General features: G+C 58.3%; 14 protein-coding genes. 10 read left to right on the top strand and 4 right to left on the bottom strand.

Going from position 1 to position 17,228, the window contains the following annotated elements; translation table 11 throughout:
* From ACR0J0_RS12940 to ACR0J0_RS12980, 9 genes are all read left to right on the top strand, one after another.
* On the top strand, positions 1-1,014 hold the full coding sequence (locus tag ACR0J0_RS12940; RefSeq protein WP_480664548.1) for a FecCD family ABC transporter permease: 1,014 nt from the start codon (positions 1-3) through the stop codon (positions 1,012-1,014).
* Positions 1,015-1,174: 160 nt separating this feature from the next.
* Positions 1,175-1,690, top strand: coding sequence for a ferredoxin-type protein NapF (locus tag ACR0J0_RS12945; RefSeq protein WP_480664549.1), 516 nt, complete (start codon positions 1,175-1,177; stop codon positions 1,688-1,690).
* Complete coding sequence (locus ACR0J0_RS12950) at positions 1,687-1,980, top strand: chaperone NapD (RefSeq protein ID WP_480664550.1); 294 nt, start codon at positions 1,687-1,689, stop codon at positions 1,978-1,980. The genes ACR0J0_RS12945 and ACR0J0_RS12950 overlap by 4 nt, the downstream gene beginning before the upstream one ends.
* Positions 1,977-4,469: a nitrate reductase catalytic subunit NapA gene (gene napA, locus ACR0J0_RS12955; protein ID WP_480664551.1), complete on the top strand. Its 2,493-nt coding sequence runs from the start codon at positions 1,977-1,979 to the stop codon at positions 4,467-4,469. The genes ACR0J0_RS12950 and napA overlap by 4 nt, the downstream gene beginning before the upstream one ends.
* A 27-nt stretch (positions 4,470-4,496) precedes the next feature.
* Complete coding sequence (gene napG / locus ACR0J0_RS12960; protein ID WP_480664552.1) at positions 4,497-5,315, top strand: ferredoxin-type protein NapG; 819 nt, start codon at positions 4,497-4,499, stop codon at positions 5,313-5,315.
* A complete protein-coding gene (napH, locus tag ACR0J0_RS12965) occupies positions 5,312-6,229 on the top strand; it encodes a quinol dehydrogenase ferredoxin subunit NapH (protein WP_480664553.1) in 918 nt (305 codons plus the stop codon). Before napG ends, napH begins: the two co-directional genes overlap by 4 nt.
* 12 nt (positions 6,230-6,241) lie before the next feature.
* Positions 6,242-6,679, top strand: coding sequence for a nitrate reductase cytochrome c-type subunit (locus ACR0J0_RS12970; protein ID WP_480664554.1), 438 nt, complete (start codon positions 6,242-6,244; stop codon positions 6,677-6,679).
* 29 nt (positions 6,680-6,708) lie between these two features.
* Positions 6,709-7,410 carry a NapC/NirT family cytochrome c gene (locus ACR0J0_RS12975; protein ID WP_480664555.1) on the top strand — a complete coding sequence of 234 codons (702 nt, stop codon included), beginning with the start codon at positions 6,709-6,711 and terminating at the stop codon, positions 7,408-7,410.
* Positions 7,411-7,424: 14 nt separating this feature from the next.
* A complete protein-coding gene (locus tag ACR0J0_RS12980; RefSeq protein ID WP_480664556.1) occupies positions 7,425-7,682 on the top strand; it encodes a hypothetical protein in 258 nt (85 codons plus the stop codon).
* A 582-nt stretch (positions 7,683-8,264) separates the two neighbouring features.
* Here the strand turns inward: ACR0J0_RS12980 and ACR0J0_RS12985 are convergent.
* Both ACR0J0_RS12985 and ACR0J0_RS12990 read right to left on the bottom strand, forming a co-directional pair.
* Entirely contained in the window at positions 8,265-9,683 is a 1,419-nt protein-coding gene (locus ACR0J0_RS12985) for an RtcB family protein (RefSeq protein ID WP_480664557.1), read from the bottom strand.
* A 782-nt stretch (positions 9,684-10,465) separates the two neighbouring features.
* Positions 10,466-12,022 carry an RNA-binding protein gene (locus ACR0J0_RS12990; protein ID WP_480664558.1) on the bottom strand — a complete coding sequence of 519 codons (1,557 nt, stop codon included), beginning with the start codon at positions 12,020-12,022 and terminating at the stop codon, positions 10,466-10,468.
* A 172-nt stretch (positions 12,023-12,194) separates the two neighbouring features.
* Between ACR0J0_RS12990 and rtcR the strand changes: the two genes are divergently transcribed.
* On the top strand, positions 12,195-13,775 hold the full coding sequence (gene rtcR / locus ACR0J0_RS12995; RefSeq protein ID WP_480664559.1) for an RNA repair transcriptional activator RtcR: 1,581 nt from the start codon (positions 12,195-12,197) through the stop codon (positions 13,773-13,775).
* Between the two features lie 3 nt (positions 13,776-13,778).
* Here the strand turns inward: rtcR and ACR0J0_RS13000 are convergent, their stop codons facing one another.
* The gene (locus ACR0J0_RS13000; RefSeq protein ID WP_480664560.1) at positions 13,779-15,539 is read right to left on the bottom strand and encodes a SulP family inorganic anion transporter; all 1,761 of its coding nucleotides are present in this window, start codon (positions 15,537-15,539) and stop codon (positions 13,779-13,781) included.
* Complete coding sequence (locus ACR0J0_RS13005) at positions 15,536-17,221, bottom strand: bifunctional protein tyrosine phosphatase family protein/NAD(P)/FAD-dependent oxidoreductase (protein WP_480664561.1); 1,686 nt, start codon at positions 17,219-17,221, stop codon at positions 15,536-15,538. The genes ACR0J0_RS13000 and ACR0J0_RS13005 overlap by 4 nt, the downstream gene beginning before the upstream one ends.
* Between the last annotated feature and the right edge of the window lie 7 nt (positions 17,222-17,228).

Below are 17,228 nucleotides of genomic sequence, written 5' to 3' on the forward strand. Positions count from 1 at the left end.
ATGGGCCGATTGTGCCTGACACTATTGCTGGGGGCGGCCGTTCTGGCCGCCCTCTTGCTGATTTCGACCGTATACGGGACCACGTCCATACCGGCATCTGATGCTTTTACCGGCGTCATGCTGGGCACCGGATTGATGGACGGGCAGATGTCACCGCTGCACCGCATCGTGTTCGACCTGCGCCTACCACGCGCCCTGTTCGCCGCGGTGATCGGAGCGGGTTTGGGCATCGTTGGAGTTGTCTTGCAGACGACCACCCGAAACGATCTGGCCGACCCGTTCCTGTTTGGCCTGTCTTCGGGCGCAGCCGCAGGGGCGGTTTTTGTCATCACGGTAACCGGAGACGTTCTGGGCTTTTGGACCCTGCCGCTGGCGGCGTTTTGTGGTGGTCTTGTTGCTTCAGGCATCGTGCTGGCCCTGGTTCACGGGCTGCGTACCAGCGCGCCTGAAAAGCTGATCCTTGCAGGTCTGGCTGTGTCGTTTCTGTTCTCGGCCGTCACCAACTACCTTATTTTCGCAGGCGACAGCCGCGCGGCTCACTCGGTTATTTTCTGGATGCTGGGTGGCCTGGGACTTGCCCGATGGGAAACGTTTCCGCTGGTCTGCGCCGGATTGCTTTTGATCCTTGCTTACGCATCGTATCGCAGCCGATGGCTTGACGCGCTGCTGACCGGCGATCTGACGGCCGCCACATTGGGCGTGCCAGTTCAGGGCCTGAGGTTCAGAATGTTTTTCGTGGCCGCCCTTGCCACAGCAGTGTTCGTTTCGGTCGCGGGGGTGATTGGATTTGTCGGTTTGATGGTGCCGCATATCGCCCGCGGGATTGCCGGACCGCTCCACAAACATTTGGTCCCTACTGCTGCCGTTGTTGGCGCTGCGTTGTTGACAGGTTCCGATATTCTCAGCCGGTTGCTGCTTGCGCCTCAAGAACTGCCAGTCGGCATCGTGACAACATCTTTGGGGTCGATATTCGTCTTTCTACTTCTGATCCGAACCGCCCGCCCACGCCGCTGATCGCCCCCCGGCGACAAACAACGCGGCAGAACGCGGTGGGAGATTTCCTAACTTTCAATAATTAATCGCAACTAAATGACCTAGATCAAAAAAAGTCCGCACAGCGCACGGTATGCGATACACTCGATCAGGGGAATCGAGTGCAGCCAGGTCGCATAGAATGCAACAACTGACCAGCCGACGCGCGTTTCTAAGCGCCAACATCCGACGCGAGGACGGCAAGACAGCCAGACCTCCGGGTTCTGTCGTGCAGGGTTTTACCGATTTGTGCACCAAATGTGGTGCGTGTTCCGACGCCTGCCCCGAGGATGTGGTGGCCGTCGGTCCGGACGGATATCCGGTGTTTCGACCCGGCGACAATGCCTGCACGTTCTGCGGTGACTGCGCGCAGAGCTGCCCTACCCCAGCGCTCGAAATCGGACGACTTGCAGACTGGCCGTGGCGCGCCACAATAAAAACGGCAAGCTGCCTTTCCATGAATGGGATCAGCTGTCGCGTTTGCCAGGATAATTGCGAACAAAACGCCATCCGTTTCAAGCTAAAGACCGGCGGCCGCGCTGAACCTGCGCTGGACGTCGAATCCTGCAATGGCTGCGGCCTCTGTCCAACCCTCTGTCCCGCCGATGCCATCGCGCTTGAACGCCAATCACAACCCCGAACGGAAGCCATTCAATGAACATCTGCGGCTGCCTTGCCCATGTCGTACCTGAACACGCCAGCGCTGCGGCGCAGGTGATGAAGGACACCCCGGGTGTCGAAGTGCACGCCGAAACGGAAGACGGCCGTTTTGTCGTTGTTGTCGAGGACACCGCTTCACGCCTTGCATCCGAGATCATCATGGATCTGCACCAAATCCAGGGCGTGATCTCACTAACCCTGACTTATCACCATTTCGAGGATCTCGCGGACGCCCATCCGCAGCCCGATGCCCCAAGCCAATCCACCAGCCGGAGGCCCACGCTATGACACACTCTGAATCTCGCCGGACTTTTCTCAAGGCCTCAGCGGCCGCAGCCACGGCATCCGCCGCAGGCATTCCCATGGCCGCTGGACAAGCCAACGCACAGACCGGAGCACCCGATATCCGCTGGGACAAGGCAGCATGCCGGTTCTGCGGCACAGGTTGCTCTGTTCTGGTCGGCACCAAAGACGGTCGCGTTGTCGCGACCCAGGGCGACCCTGACGCGCCTGTAAACCGGGGCCTGAACTGCATCAAAGGCTATTTCCTGTCCAAGATCATGTACGGCAGGGACCGCCTAACCACGCCGCTGCTGCGCAAAACCAATGGCGAATATGACAAGAACGGCGAGTTCGAGCCGGTCAGCTGGGACGAAGCTTTCGACGTCATGGCCGCCAAATGGAAAGAAGCTTTGGCCAAGAAAGGCCCAACCAGTGTCGGTATGTTCGGCTCGGGCCAATGGACAGTGTGGGAAGGGTATGCAGCTTCCAAACTGATGAAAGCTGGCTTCCGCTCCAACAACATCGACCCCAACGCGCGGCACTGCATGGCCTCGGCGGTTGTGGGCTTTATGCGCACCTTCGGCATTGATGAGCCTATGGGTTGCTATGACGACCTCGAGCACGCAGATACTTTCGTGCTGTGGGGCTCGAACATGGCCGAGATGCACCCGATCCTGTGGTCGCGCCTGACCGATACGCGCCTGACCAAGCCGGGATGTGAGGTTCACGTATTGTCGACCTTCGAACATCGTTCGTTTGAACTAGCAGACAATGACATTATTTTTGCACCGCAAACCGATCTGGCGATCCTGAACTACATCGCCAACTACATCATTCAGAATGGCGCGGTGAACGAAGAGTTCGTCAAAAACCACGTCAATATCACCAAGACCGACACTGATATTGGCTATGGCCTGCGTGACAACAATCCGCTGCAGCAAGAAGCGGCGAACCCGAACTCGGGCAAGCTGGAGACCATCAGCTTCGAAGAATACGCCGAAGCCGTTGCCCCCTATACGCTCGAATACACCTCTGAACTGTCGGGCGTTCCTGCTGACAAGCTGGAAAAGCTGGCGCAGCAATATGCCGACCCGAACCGCAAGGTCATGAGCCTGTGGACCATGGGCTTTAACCAGCACACCCGCGGGTCCTGGGTGAACTCGCTGATGTACAACGTGCACCTGCTGGTCGGTAAAATTTCGGAACCTGGAAACTCGCCCTTCTCGCTGACCGGTCAGCCTTCAGCCTGCGGCACCGCGCGTGAGGTCGGCACCTTTGCCCACCGTCTGCCCGCAGACATGGTTGTGGCAAATGACGAGCACCGGAAAATCTGCGAAACGGCCTGGAACATCCCCGAAGGCACCATTCCGCCCAAGCCCGGCTTCCACGCGGTGCTTCAGCACCGCAAGCTGAAGGACGGTGATCTGAACGCCTATTGGGTGCAGTGCAACAACAACATGCAGGCCGCGCCGAACATTAACGAAGAAGGCTATCCCGGCTATCGTAACCCGGACAACTTCATCACCGTCTCGGACCCCTATCCAACGGTCACCGCAGTCTCGGCCGACCTGATCTTGCCCACCGCCATGTGGGTTGAAAAGGAAGGTGCCTACGGTAACGCTGAGCGCCGCACCCAGTTCTGGCGTCAGCAGGTGAAAGCGCCGGGTGAAGCCAAGTCTGACCTGTGGCAGTTGATGGAGTTCTCGAAACGCTTTACCGTCGAAGAAGTCTGGGGTGAAGAACTGCTGGCCAAAATGCCCGAGCATCGCGGTAAGACCATGTACGATGTGCTGTATGCCAACGGTACGGTGGACAAGTTCCCGCTGTCCGAGACGGCAGAAGGCTTCGACAACGACGACGCCGAGCACTTTGGCTACTATGTCCAGAAAGGCCTGTTCGAAGAATATGCCGAGTTCGGGCGCGGCCACGCGCATGACCTTGCTCCGTTCGAGATGTATCACGAGGCTCGTGGCATGCGCTGGCCGGTCGTAGACGGCAAGGAAACGCTCTATCGCTTCCGCGAAGGTTACGACCCGTATGTACCCGAAGGTGCTGATGTAAAGTTCTACGGGCACAAGGACGGCAAGGCCAAAATCATCTTTGCGCCTTACGAACCCGCCGCGGAAGAGCCTGATGCGGAATACGATCTGTGGCTGTGCACCGGTCGGGTGCTGGAACACTGGCATTCCGGTTCGATGACACGCCGCGTGCCGGAACTGCACCGCGCCTATCCAGCAGCCGTCGTCTACATGCATCCTCTGGACGCAAAGGATCGCGGTGTGCGCCGTGGCCAGGAAATCGTTCTGTCTACACGTCGCGGCGAAGTTGTCAGCCGGGTGGAAACACGGGGACGCAACAAAGTGCCACGTGGGTTGGTCTTCATGCCGTGGTTTGACGAGGGTCAGCTGACAAACAAGCTGACACTGGATGCCACTTGCCCGTTGTCCAAAGAGACGGACTTCAAAAAGTGCGCCTGCAAGGTTGAGCGCGCGTAACGGACAAGCGAGGCAAAGGTCGTCCCCATGCCCCATGGAGGTAAACCCCTTTCGCCGCAGCGGCGCCGCTTCCTGCAGGATGCGGCCCGCGCGTCGGGCGGCTGCGTAGTCGCCGGGTCTTTGCTGGCCTGGCTGGCCCGCGACGCCCGGGCCCTGCCGGCCGAGGCTTTGCGGCCCCCCGGCGCGCTGCCTGAAAAGGAGTTCCTTTCTGCCTGCATCCGCTGTGGGCTCTGCGTGCGGGATTGCCCCTATGACACGTTGAAACTGGCCGAGCTGGGTGTGGATGCCGTGGCAACCGGAACGCCGTATTTTACGGCGCGGGATATTCCCTGCGAAATGTGCGATGATATCCCATGCGTTGCCGCCTGCCCGACTGGTGCGCTGGATCCGAATCTGGACAATATCGACGACGCTAAAATGGGCGTCGCCGTATTGGTCGATCAGGAAAATTGCCTAAATTTCCTCGGCTTGCGCTGTGATGTCTGTTACCGCGTCTGCCCTGTCATTGACGAAGCCATCACGCTGGAAGCCGCTCACAACACGCGGTCAGGCCATCATGCGTTGTTCATTCCGACTGTTCACGCAGATCACTGCACCGGTTGCGGAATGTGCGAGAAAAGCTGCGTTCTACCCGAGGCGGCGATCAAAGTTCTGCCGGCCCGCCTGGCGCGTGGCACCAGCGCAGATCACTATCGAAAGGGCTGGGAAGAAAAAGAGGCCAAGGGCGGTCCTCTGGTCGAGGGGATCATTGATCTGCCCGACCGCCTACCCGGCCCTGGCACCGACAATTTGGCAACCCCCGGCGGGTTCGCCCCCGGATACAATCTTCCGGGAGCCGGACAATGAGCGCCCGTACCCAAATGGCGGTAGGCCAAGAGGCCACCCAGGTCAAAGGTTGGCTCCGCGCCCACAAATACCTCCTGCTGCGGCGCACAAGTCAGCTGTTTTTTCTGGCGCTGTTTCTATTGGGTCCGTGGTTCGGGATATGGATCGTGCAGGGTACGTTGGCGGGATCGCTGACGCTCGGCGTGCTGCCCCTGACAGATCCGTTTATCCTGCTGCAAAGCGTAATCGCCGGGCACTGGCCTGAATTGACGGCCCTTGTCGGTGGCCTGATTGTCCTGGCCACCTACGCACTGATTGGCGGTCGCGTCTATTGTTCCTGGGTATGCCCCATAAACCCGGTCACCGATGCTGCCAACTGGCTGCACAGGCGTTTGGACTTGCCTAAGGGCTGGCAGCCAAAACGCAGTACGCGCCTTTGGATTCTGGCAACAGTCATGATCGTCTCTGGCCTGACCGGCGTGATCGCGTGGGAACTGATCAACCCGATCACCATGCTGCATCGCGGCCTGATTTTTGGTGCTGGGTTCGTGTGGGCCATGGTCCTCGCCATCTTCGTATTCGACCTCTTCGTATCCCGGCACGGCTGGTGTGGTCACATTTGCCCGGTTGGCGCGTTCTACGGCCTGATCGGCAAAAAAAGCCTGCTGCGGGTCAGTGCCTCGAACCGGGCCGCCTGCGACGACTGCATGGACTGCTATGCCGTTTGCCCCGAAAACCAGATCATCTCGCCAGCTCTGAAAGGTAAGCCGGGTTCAACGCCGCTGATCCTTTCCTCCGACTGCACCAATTGCGGTCGTTGCATCGATGTCTGCGCAGTGGATGTCTTCAACTTTACTCACCGGTTCGACGACCACGTCGCCGCACCTTCCGATCCAGTTCCCGCGCCCGATCCGCGCGCAGCCAGACCTATTTAAGGGAGTGCCAAAATGAACAAGCCAATCCGAACAGGCGTTGCCGCCCTAATCCCCGTATTACTCCTGAGCGGGTTCGCTCTGGCGCAATCAGCCCAGGTGGAAGCACTGCGTGGGGCAGAAGTAGACGAACCCGTTGTTCTGGATCAGGTCCATCGCAACGTCGAAGGCCGGATGCAGCGCAACTATCGCCAGCAACCGCCGCTGATCCCGCACTCGATCGAGCAATACCAGATTGACCTGCGCACCAACCAGTGCCTGTCGTGCCACGACTGGACCAAGGCCGGCGAACGAAATGCGCCCACCTTGTCGATGACGCATTATCTGGACCGTGAAGGGCGCGAGTTGGATCGCGTCGCCGGCACCCGGTATTTCTGCAATCAGTGCCACGTGCCGCAGGCAGACGCCCCTGCGTTGGTTGACAACGTATTCGAACCCTCATCCGGCAATTAATCCAACGCTTGTCTGAAAGGAGCACCAAAATGGCGGACTCTCCTGAAAATCGCGGTTGGATCGGCCGCATCTGGAATGCAATCTGGACACCTGCGGTCATGTTCAGTTCAGGGTTCCTGCTGTTGGCAGGTTTTCTGGCCGGGATCCTGTTCTGGGGCGGGTTTCACTGGACGCTCGAACTGACCAACACCGAGGAATTCTGCGTTTCCTGTCACACGATGGAAACCAACCTGGGCGAATATCGTGAGACGATTCACTACAACAACCACTCTGGTGTGCGTGCGATCTGTTCCGATTGTCACGTTCCGCATGAGTGGAACCACAAGATCAAAGCCAAGATCATGGCGGTCAAGGACGTCTATCACGAGCTTGCCGGCACCATCAGCACACCCGAAAAATACGAAGAACACCGCCTGAGTATGGCGACCGCCGTTTGGAAGAAAATGAAGGCGTCGGACAGCCGCGAATGCCGGAACTGTCATAACTTCGACTACATGGATTTCACGCTGCAAGAGACGCGAGCCGCCTCGGAACACCAGCGCGCCATTGACGAAAACATGACCTGCATCGACTGCCATCAGGGCATCGCGCACAGCCTGCCACCAGGATATCAAGAGCGGTATCAGGAAGTTACCGAGACCCTGGCTGGCAAATCCTCCGGCACACTGCAACACCAGACCGCCTCCAATGGCGATGACATCCGGTCATTCCTGACCACTCGGGCAGACTGAAAGAGGGACAAGAAATGCTGGAAATACTGGGAACTATCGGAGCAAACGTCATAAGCCTGCCGGGCATCCTTGGACTGGCGCTGGGAATGATGACACGTCGCGTCTGGCTGGGCGCCCTGATGGGCGGATTGGTCGGAGTTGCCGAAACTTTGATCTTTGCCCATGGGTCTTTTGCCAACGTGCAAACAATCGAGTTGTTGATCGCAGTTGTTGTCGGCCTGTGTGCCGGCAGCCTGGGATCGGCAATCCGCATCAAAGGCACAACGGCCTGATCCCAAAACACGACTTTGTTCTCAGGCGGACGGCAAACGTCCGCCAAAACACCCCAATCATTGACTTTGAACGCGATTAGCCTTTCCCGGGAAATAGTTTTCCAGTGGAACAAACAGATTTCATCATCTGCCTTGGTTGCATCCGCTTTTTTGATGGCCAATCAATTTAGAACGATAACGAGCAACCTTTTATTTCGGAGCGCAAAAACGGTGCGCGATGTCGCGTGACCTGTCGATCAGTCGAATTGTAAAGCGGGGTGGGAACAAGGCAGCCGTCGTATCGGTATTGTTTCTCGGGTTGGTAGCCGCAGCGCAATTGTCAACCGGCCATGTTGCGACCGAGGTGATAACAACTCGGTAAAACACCCCTACCGTTTTCGCAAATTGCGAAGACAACACCACCACAAGTACCGGCTCTGTAAACCTTACGACTAGCGCTCAATTTCTAACTAGGACTGACTTGCTCCTTCTGATGCGGATCAAACGGTTATCCACGCAAAGTTGCCGAACGGCACCGTCGAGACACGCCTGCTCGGCATAACCGGAATCTGGTTAACCGGCTGAGCTCCAGCCGATTACACTCTACCTCCGACCCTTCCTTTTGTTCTTCCAGAAAGGTGGGACGTCGCCGGCCATGATGCAGCCGTAGGGATCTATATAGTCTTCGATCTCAGCCAGATCATAAGACTTAATCTGCGCCACGACGCTGTCAGCGCTTTTGTAGCTGGACGGAAGTTCGGACGCATCCACCCCGCCGGCGTGGAACCTGATATCCAGCCCGTCGGTTTCCGCCATTAGCATCTGCTGAGGCGTCACCGATCCCATTCGCCGCTTGTGCTCTGAGCGGGAAAAGTTCCGCCCCGCGCCATGCGGACTGAACCCCAGGCCGTGACCCGCATCCTTGCCACGCACGACCAGTACCGGCTCGGACATGTTCAGAGGGATCAGCGTCAACCCTGTGGCGTCGGCGGCATAGTCACCCCAGGCAGGTGTCGCGCCCTTACCGTGGAAGTACAGATCACCCCGCTTGAACACAAAGTTATGCTCATTCCAGAGCCGTTCCCCAACATCTCCAACGCGCGCGGCCTCGACCGTGGCCTGATGGATCGCGTTATGGTTGGCCTTGGTCCACTTGCGGATCAGCTGCAGCGCTTCCCAGTAATCCCGCCCCTCCTCGGTATCCGCAGGAATCCAAGCGTTCTGTTTGGCGGTCATCGGAGACAGTTTTTTTCGAAACCGCTCGGCCACAGCCATGCCGTTCTTGTACAGAACCGCCCCCGGACCACGCGATCCGTGATGCGTCACAATGGCCGTCCGCCCGGTCTTGCGAGAGCGGCCCACGAACAGGAAATGGTTCCCGTCACCTTGCGTACCCATATGCTCCTGCGCCATGCGCAGGGATTTCGGGTTGTCCAGAAACGGGTTCTCACGGAACGCATCCAGCAGTTTCAGCGAGATCGTGAACCGCTGACCCTGCGGGCGTCCGCCCGGCCCGAAATGCGTCACTGACTGCGCGGCATCCAGAACCGCCTTGGGATCGGCATCCCCCAAATCGGTCATCATCACCGAACAGCAGATATCGGCCGAGTGCATCCCCGGATGGATCGCGTTGCGCGCAGCTGCCACACCGCCCACCGGGATCGTGCCGACGGGCCCTGCAGGGCAGGCATCGGGCATGATCGCGCCAGCCTCAACTGTTGGTGTCCTCATCAGGGCGGTCATCGTCTCGCGCACTTTTGCAACGTTGTCCTCTTCATCCGGATTAGAGGCGTCAATGTTTTCGTGAAATGCCATCTCTCCGGGTGCGCGCAATTCCATCGTTGGCAGGATCGGAGGGATTTCACCCTCCAGTTCCTGCCGGATGCGCACCAGCCCAAACCCTTCGGCCCGCATTTCATTTGCACGCGCCAGCAGGGCTGGAAATTGCTTTCCCGGGCGGTGACCCCAATCTTTCAGATGCTCCCCGGTCACGGGATCGAATGTCTTTTTTTCCATCATCATTACTCGCTTACGTTCCCAACCTGATCGGGCGACAAGGTGTTCGCAAACCATTTTTTCCGCCACCGGATCGCTCCGGGCTAGACTTGAACCAGCACGACATGGTTACCCACGCCACCCTCTCGGGTGCGTCTACCTGTAGGTCTGCGGGCATTCGCCCTGCGGGTTTAAACGGCCCCGGCGACAAAGGGTGAAGAAACAATTGGGAGGTCCGCCCCGCATCTGAATGGGCAGATGCGTTTGCCGTCTGGGCGCCGGCACGGAGGGGAGTTGAACCCACTCGACCTATCCCGGTTTTGAGAGCCATGTAGTTCCTTCGGCATTCGCCGGGGTGTTCCTTTCGTTTCGGGTCAGGCAGACAAGGAATGATGAGACAGCGCCCTTTAACGGGCGCGGATCGGATTCAGCGATGTAGTCCCACCGGCATTCTGCCTGATGTTGTTTGTGTCCCGGCGACAAAAGATTGGTGAAACATTAGGGCCAACTGCTCTATCCACCTGAGCTACATCGCCGAGCGCGATGGCGGGACTCGAACCCGCGACCTGTTGATAATGTAGTTCCACCGGCATTCGCCGAGTTTGTGTTCCTCTCATAGTTCACTACCGCGACGGCGTCTTGCGATCCTTTAGACGACATAGCGATCTCGCCAGGGCGTGACGCGACCCACACATTTCCGAAGGGTATTCTATGTTTCCAGTTTGGTTGGGTCAGGCGGACAAAACATGTGTGAGACATCTGACAGAGTTCAAAGCTGTAGTCCCACAGGCATTCCGCCTGAACCGTTTTCATACTTCGATCTTCTCGATCTGACCGACCCAATGATCTGGGCCGGTTCGACCGTCGGCGAAGGCCGCGATCTGGTCAAAAACCGCATCCGAGAACCCGCCGACATTCAACACGCCGGAACACGTCTGTGCCTGCGTGGTCCCGTACGGGGCGATGTCGATGCAGACCAGTTTGGCCTTCGGGTTGCGGCGTTTGATAGCCTCCCACTCTTTCAACATCGCCGTGCCCTGCCCGCCGTTCCGAGCATCAACCCAGGATTGGTTATCGGACACGAACACCACCAGATCCGGCGCGCGGCCGCGTTTGTTCAACCATGCCAGTGGAGCGGAACAGTTCGTGCCACCACCAGCCAACGCAGCCAAACGCTCGGCGTTGGTCAGGATCGTGTCGCGCGGCTCCAGACGTACATCACGCACATCGAAGTCGAACGGCAGAACCTGACAACCGCGGTTCACGCGCTGGAAGGACGCTGCGACCAGCGCCGCCACATCCACGTGCCGCACAGCGGAGGTCGCCCCCGGGCGATACCCGGTCACGGCCCATGTCATCGAACCCGAAACGTCCGGGCACACGACAACCTGACCCGTGGCCTGCGGCACGTTCTGCGCCGCGATTTCCATCGCATCGTGCAACGCGTCCACGATCTCTCGCGGCATATCCGCCGTCACATTTTGCGCCGCCACCATCAGCTGGTACGGAAACGCGCGTGCTTTGGCGATCGCCTTCGGATCTCGCAGCAGTGCGGCAACATGATCTACATTCTTCGCCACTTCAAAAACGCCGTGACGCTGGAACGTGTTCAGGTTCTGCCGCAACATCTGCCACGAGCCCTTGCGCGCGATCCGCGCCCAGTGCTGCGGCATCAGTTCCAGTTGTGTCAGCATCTGAAACGGTACGTCCGGCACCTGGCCTTTCCCGGTTTCGCGAAACGCGATCCAATCCTGCAGGGCCTGTGGCAGCCGTGCCAGATTGCACGGCCGCCCGACGATCCAGGCAAACAGTGCCTCCCGCTCGGCCGAGGCCGGTTTCGGGTGCACCATCTTTATCACGTCCGCCAATGACGGATCGTTCCCGATATTGGCGTTCAGCAGCGCCCGGTCAGACGCGGTGTTCAACCAGTTCTGCACCATCGCTTTCGGTGCCGATCCCAGAGACTTACGCCCCGTCTGACCCGACCGGATGACTTGCACAAAGGTGCGCAGCATCTTGCCGTTATCCACCACCCGGCCAAACGCCGCGCGGAACAGAACCGGGTCACGCCGGGCCAGAATAGCCAGCAACACGGCGGGCATATCCTTCATGTACCCGCATTGACGGGCATAGATTGCCGCCTGTGCCAGAAACTTCGGCTCGACCGCCTCAGCCACATCCAGAACGTATTCCAGCTCTTCCTGTGGCGACTGATAGAACATACCCCCAAAAGTGCCGGTCACGGCGACCTGTGCCAGAGCATGGGCATCGGAATAAGCGTAGGCCGGCGCCCCGTGCGTGTTCTCGGCAGTTGCCTTTGGCAGCAAGCGGCCTTTGATCGATGCAAACACGGATTTGTTCGCCATTGTCTTGTCCTCATTTTGTATGAGGACTTTTTGGCATGGCTAAGGGTTTATACCGAGGGAAATCTAAATTTCGCATAAGCCAATGTTTTAAATATGGAATTCTCGTTATTGAGTTTTGTGCACGCCCATCATACGATACAACAGTATCGTAATTTATAAACAGTTATACACAGTGAAAAACATCGTTATCGGATTCCTCGGCACCCAGTTGGACATGGGCAAGAAACGGCGTTGGAAACCGACGCTAAGCCTGACGACGCACGACCATTTTGACGTGCACCGGTTGGAGCTTCTGTATGCCCACAAGTTCAACCGCCTCGCTCATCAGGTCAAAAACGAGATTACCGAGGCATCGCCCGAAACCGAAGTTCTGCTGCATCGTATGGACTTGGACGACCCGTGGGACTTTCAGGAAGTCTACGGCAAGCTGTTCGACTTTGCCCGTGGTTACGGTTTTGATGAAGAGCGCGAGCAGTACCACGTCCACCTCACGACAGGAACGCATGTGGCGCAAATCTGCTGGTTCCTGCTGACCGAAAGCCGCCATGTCCCCGCGCGCCTGATCCAGACCGGCCCGCCGGGACCAGACGACAGTACGCCCAAATTCGATATCATCGACCTGGATCTGAGCCGCTACAACGCGTTGCAACAACGGTTTGACCAGTTGTCGCGCGAGTACAGCGATCAGTTGAAAGGCGGCATCCAAACTCGAAATCCGCAGTACAATGCGCTGATTGATCGGATCGAACTGGTGGCCAGCAACTCGGACGAGCCGATCCTGTTGTTGGGCGAAACCGGCACCGGTAAGACCGAGCTGGCCGCAAGGATTTACAACCTCAAACTGGACAGGCGCCGTGTTAAAGGCCGTCTGGTCCATGTCAATTGCGCCACTTTGAACGGCCCGGATGCGCTCGCCTCATTGTTTGGCCAAAGACGCAGCTATTTGGGTCAGGCCGGAACCGAACGCAGTGGCCTGCTACGTGAAGCCGACGGCGGCGTCTTGTTTCTGGATGAGGTGGACGAACTTGGCTGGTCCGAACAGTCTTTGCTGCTACATGCGATTGAAACCGGGCGGTTCTACCCGCTTGGGTCAGACCATGAGACCACCAGCCGCTTCCAGATCATAGCCGGGGCGAACCGTGACCTTCAAACTTTGGCGGCCGAGGGGCAATTTCGCCTAGACCTGCTGGCCCGTCTGAGCATGTGGCAGTTTCGTTTGCCCGCCTTGCGTGATCGTCGCGAGGATATCGAAGCCAATCTTCTGTTTGAACTGGCAAGGTCCGAGCGGGTGCTAGGCACACAGGTCGGCTTCAACATCGACGCACGCGAAAGATTTCTGCAGTTCGCGACCAGCCCGACAACGCTCTGGCCCGGGAACTTTCGCGATTTCAGCGGTCTGGTGAAACGCTTGTGCACCCTAGCACCGAGGGGGCGGATCACACGCGCGATGATTGACGAAGAAATCGCGGCTCTTCAATCGAATTGGCAGTCGGCATCTTCGGACAAGGACTTCCTGCTGGTGAAAGATCATCTGGGATCTGCCGCCAGCGATATTGATCCCTTTGACATGGTTCAACTCGCGAAGGTTATTCGAACGTGCCAAACCGCCCCAAGCCTCAGTGCGGCAGGTCGGTCATTGTTCGCCGTGTCGCGGGAAAAGAGGTCAACCCAGAACGATGCGGATCGCCTGCGCAAATACCTTCAGAAGTTCGGTCTGGATTGGAATGCCGTATCGGCTGGAGCGCGCAGCTGAAATCTATGCCGCAATATGCGGCGAGGGTGATGGTACCAGACTGATCCAGGCGTCGTATTGCGACAGGAAAACTCGCCCGTTCAACTGATCAATGAAATGCGACCGCCTCAACCTGTCCATCACAGGACCCTTCACCTCTGACAAGTGCAGGCCAACGCCCATTTCAACGAGCCGGAGATTGATGGCCTCAAGACTTTCCAGTGCGGAATAGTCCACCTCATTCACAGCTGAGAACATAAGAACGACTTCGCGCACGTCGCTGCCTTCAGTTACGCGATTTTGGACCAGATCCTCGAGAAACCGAGCGTTCACAAAATACAGGCTCTCATCGACGCGCAGAGTCACGACTGTCGGGTCCGTCAGAACCTGATGCCGGTGGATGTTCCTAAAATGTTGAGTGTCCGGCACCAGTCCCACCTCGGCCACATGTGGTCGGGATGTCTTGTAAAGATGTAGCAGGATAGAAAGCGCCACGCCCGATGCGACCCCCACTTCGACCCCCATTCCAAGAGTCAGCAAAATGGTCGCCGTCACCGCCGCAAAATCAGCGCGCGAGTAGTTCCATGTCTTTCTCAGGATCGACAGATCAACCAGACCAAGGACCGCAACAATGATTGTCGCCGCAAGCGTCGCGTTGGGCAGGTAGAACACCAGCGGCGTCAAGGCCAGGGCCGCGATAGCCAAACCTAGGGCGGTGAACGCGCCCGCAGCGGGCGTTTCGGCTCCAGCGTCGAAGTTGACTACAGAGCGCGCAAAGCCCCCCGTGACCGGATACCCTCCGGTGAAGGCGGCGCCCAGATTGGCGGCACCTAGGCCGATCAACTCCTGATCCGGGTTTATCCTCTGGCGTTTCTTTGCCGCCAAAGTTTGCGCCACGGACACGCTTTCGACAAATCCTATGACCGAGATCAGAATGGCCGGAACCATTAATGCGCTCAACAGGTCCATGGAAAGCCCCGGCATCGTCAGGGGCGGTAGGCTTTGGGGAACCGCTCCGACGATCTTGACGCCCTTGTCGGCAAGATCAAACGCCCAAACGGAGATTGTGGTCGCGACGACGGCAGCAACCGGCCCCGCCTTGGTGAGGATATCGGCAAGCAACGGGGGTGTTTGCAATTTTCTCAACGTCGGCTTCAAAAAGGTTCGCCCCCAAAACAGAAAAGCCGTGGCAGACACTCCGATCGCGAAGGTAAACCAGTTGATCTGAGGCAGGTGGGAAACGATGTCCGCTAGCATTTCAGGCAAGGTGTGCCCATGGGCGCTGATGCCAAGGATGTGCTTTAACTGACTGGTCGCGATAAGGATCCCAGAGGCTGTGATGAATCCCGCAATCACGGGATGGCTGAGGAAATTCGCGAGCATTCCCAAGCGCAATATGCCCATGAGCACAAGAAACCCGCCTGACAAAAAGGCCAGGGTCAACGCGGCAACCGCATAGCCGGCCGTTCCCTGTTCGGCCACCTGCCCGATGGCAGACGCGGTCAAAAGTGACACCACCGCCACCGGACCGACCGCCAAAGATCGGCTTGTTCCAAAGATGGAATACAGCAATATCGGCACAATCGACGCATAAAGGCCCGCTTCGGGCGGCAATCCTGCCAAAAGCGCATAAGCCAGCGATTGCGGGATCAGCATGATCGTCACGATCACTGCCGCGATCAGGTCGTTCGACAGCGCCGCCCGAGTGTAGGAGCGTCCCCAATCAAGAATGGGGATATAGCGGCGCACAGCCGCGCCCCTGTGCGCATTCAAGGCAGCCTTCATGACTTGTCCGCAGCCACCTTCAGCTTTTCGGGCTTTGCCAGCCACTCCTTGCCGCGCAGCATCGCCTTCCAGTAGATCGGAGGCAGCAGCCTCTCTTTCAGGAACCACGCCGTTCGCGACGGTTTGGTGCCGTCGATCAGAAAGGACGGAAAGCTGGGTTTGAGAGCACCACCATAGCCGAACTCTGCCAACACGATCTTGCCGCGCTCGACGGTCAAGGGACAGGACCCATAGCCGTCATACTGCGCCACGGCGGAACGCCCGTCGATGTCGGCCACAATGTTGTCTGCCACTGTGGGCGCCTGTTTGCGCGCGGCCGCCGCCGTTTTGGCATTCGGGGCATTCATTACATCGCCAAGCGACCAGATATTGTCGTAAGCTTTATGGCGCAACGTCGCCTGATCCACGTCGACCCATCCCGCTGTGTCTGCCAGTGGCGACACGCGAATAAAGTCCGGTGCCGTCTGAGGCGGACAGACATGGATCATGTCAAACTCGATGTCGACGAATTCCGGATCAGCGTCCGGCTTTCTCACCTCGAACCGCGCCGTTTTGGCAGGACCATCAACCGAAACAAGATTGTGGAAGAAATTCAGTGTTGCCCCGTATTTCTGCACATAGCTTTCCAACGCCGGGACGTAATCCTTGACCCCGAACAACACGCCACCGGCATTCATGAATTGGATATCGATATCCTTGAGAACGCCGCTGCGGAACCACGCGTCGCCCGACAGATACATCGCCTTTTGAGGCGCGCCAGCGCACTTGATCGGCATCGGAGGTTGCGTGAAAACCGCCCGGCCGCCTCGCAGCTGCTGCACCAATTGCCAGGTGTAAGGCGCGAGGTCGTAACGGTAGTTCGAGGTGACGCCATTGCGGCCCAGAGTCTCTTCCAGCCCTTTGATACCACCCCAATCCAGTTTGAGGCCCGGGCACACAACAAGCCGGTCATATTTCACCACCCGGCATCCATCCAGGATCACCGCGTTATTTCCCGGCTCAAACGCCGCCACTGCGGACTTCAACCAGTGCACCCCTTTGGGGATCAGGCTGCCCATTGTACGTGCAGTTGTTTGGGCGTCAAAGATGCCGCCGCCGACCATCGTCCAGCCGGGTTGATAGTAGTGTATGTCAGCCGGATCGATGACCGCGATGTTCAGGTCGGATTTGCGAGATTGTAGGCTTGCAGCGACCGAAATTCCGCCCGCGCCCCCTCCGACGATGACCACGTCGAAATGCGCATCACCGGTATCGGTGGGCGTTTTTCCACCATTGGCAATGCGACGCGCAACACCGTTCATGTCGTAGCCCGCAGCACCGGTTGCCGCCAGAATTTCGGCCATAGGGCGTGTTGGTGCCTCGTTGAAAGACCATAAAGTGACCGACCGGGTACCGGTGCGGCAGTAGGCCAGCACCGGCTTGGGCAGATCCTGCAAAGCCGCACCGAAGGCTGCCACATCCTCATCCCGCACCATGCCACTTTGGATAGGAGCGTAGCGGGCCTCGATCCCGGCTGCCTTGGCGGCCGCCTCGATCTCTTCGAACGAAGGCTGATCGGCGGCCTCACCATCGGGCCTATTACAAAGGATGGCGCGGTATCCGTCGGCGGCGGCAACTGCAACATCTGCGATTGAGATTTGCGGGCTCGCCGTGAATTGCGGTGTTATTTTTCTGAGTTCCATCTCTCTT

It is taken from the genome of Ruegeria sp. BF12, assembly GCF_056538705.1.